The sequence below is a fragment of the Halomonas sp. 707D4 genome (assembly GCF_024158685.1).
Lineage (GTDB): Bacteria > Pseudomonadota > Gammaproteobacteria > Pseudomonadales > Halomonadaceae > Vreelandella.
In genome coordinates this window covers 1-1,067 of the sequence record NZ_JAMZBD010000740.1, presented here as the reverse complement: position 1 = coordinate 1,067, position 1,067 = coordinate 1, and the positions used below count along the sequence as shown (strand labels likewise).

At 67.3% G+C, this 1,067-nt stretch carries 1 protein-coding gene; it reads right to left on the bottom strand.

Annotation, left to right across the window (positions count from 1 at the left end):
- Positions 1 to 1,067: methyl-accepting chemotaxis protein (locus BIS11_RS18360; protein WP_253586834.1), on the bottom strand; the 1,067-nt coding region annotated here is incomplete at both ends.

Sequence of the window (1,067 nt, the reverse complement as noted above, 5' to 3'; positions counted from 1 at the left end):
GCGCCTTCGTTGCCCAGCACGAATTCGCTCATCAGCTGGTCCAGGCGCTCGGCGTTCTCGCGCATGGCGGCGGCAAGCGTCGCGCTTTGGCTTACCATCGAGGCGTTCTGCTGGGTCATGGTGTCCATTTCCGCGATCGCCGTGTTGACCTGCTCGATGCCCGCCGTCTGCTCCCGGGCGCCGGCGGCGATCTCGCCGATGACGTCGGTGACCTGGGTGATGCTGCGATGGATTTCCGCCATCTGCTGCGCGGCGGTGGAGACGATCTGGTTGCCCTGCTGAGTGTGATCCACGGAGACGTCGATCAGCGCGCGAATCTCCTGGGCGGCGCTGGCCGAGCGGCTGGCGAGCGTGCGGACCTCGCTTGCCACCACGGCGAAGCCGCGGCCCTGTTCGCCGGCTCGCGCCGCCTCGACGGAGGCATTGAGCGCCAGGATGTTGGTCTGGAAGGCAATCGAGTCGATCATGCCGATGATCTCGCTGATCTTGTTCGAGGAGTCGGTGATCGCCTGCATCTTGGCCTGCATCTGGGTCATCGACTCGTTGCCGCGCTGGGAGGCGCTGGAGGCCTCGAAGGCGAGCCCGCTGGCCTGGTCCGACGCGTGGGAGGTGTGGGATACCGTGGAGTGGATCTCTTCCATCGACGCCGAGGTCTCCTGCAGGTTGGCCGCCGACTGCTCGGTGCGCGAGGAGAGCTCATGGGTACCGTCGGCGATGTCGCCGGCGCCGATCAGTACCGTCTGAGCGCTCTGGCGCACCTCGACCAGGGTGTTCTGCATGCGCTCGACGAAGGCGTTGAAGCCGTTGGCGAGATCGCCGATCTCGTCCTGGCTCTTCGCTTCCAGGCGGCGGGTCAGGTCGCCCTTGCCCTGGGCGATGTCCGCCATGGCGCGAGCGGTGTGCTTGATCGGGGCCAGCGCGCGGCGCGCTGCAAAAGCGACCACGCCCAGAAGCGCCAGCAGCAAGAGCCCGCCGGCGATCAGCAGCGACTGCAGAAGGCTGTTGGTCACGGCGGTGAAAGCCGTGGCGGGCACCGTCACCCCGACCACCCAGGAGGTGCCCTGTAC